Origin of the sequence: Clostridium sp. E02, assembly GCF_003833015.1 — a bacterium.
Classification (GTDB): Bacteria; Bacillota; Clostridia; order Lachnospirales; family Lachnospiraceae; genus Lacrimispora.
Genome location: NZ_RJLQ01000082.1, coordinates 1 through 389, shown reverse-complemented (window position 1 = coordinate 389; position 389 = coordinate 1). Strand labels below are relative to the sequence as shown.

Genomic DNA, 389 nt, shown 5'->3' with positions numbered 1-389 from the left:
TCTTCAATCTGCCCGTCTTCGGTTTGCATCATCGGCGCTTTCATACCGAAATAGATGCCCACGCGACCATGTTTTAACGGTGCGCCGTGCTCGCCAGTTTCGATACCGTGACCACCTGGCTCCACACCAATCAGGCCGACGTTGGTTTCATTGATGAAATCAGCAAACATGCCGATGGCATTCGAACCGCCGCCAACACAGGCGATAACGGCATCCGGCAGGCGACCTTCTCTTTCCAGAATCTGCGCTTTGGTTTCTTCGCCAATCATCCGCTGAAACTCACGCACAATGGTCGGATAAGGATGCGGGCCAGCTGCGGTGCCCAGCATATAGTGCGCGGTTTCGTAACTACCGGACCAGTCGCGCAGCGCCTCGTTACAGGCATCTTT

At 55.3% G+C, this 389-nt stretch carries 1 pseudogene; it reads right to left on the bottom strand.

What is annotated here, in order from left to right:
- Positions 1-389, bottom strand: a pseudogene (locus EFT72_RS19040) (pyridoxal-phosphate dependent enzyme); the annotation flags it as partial.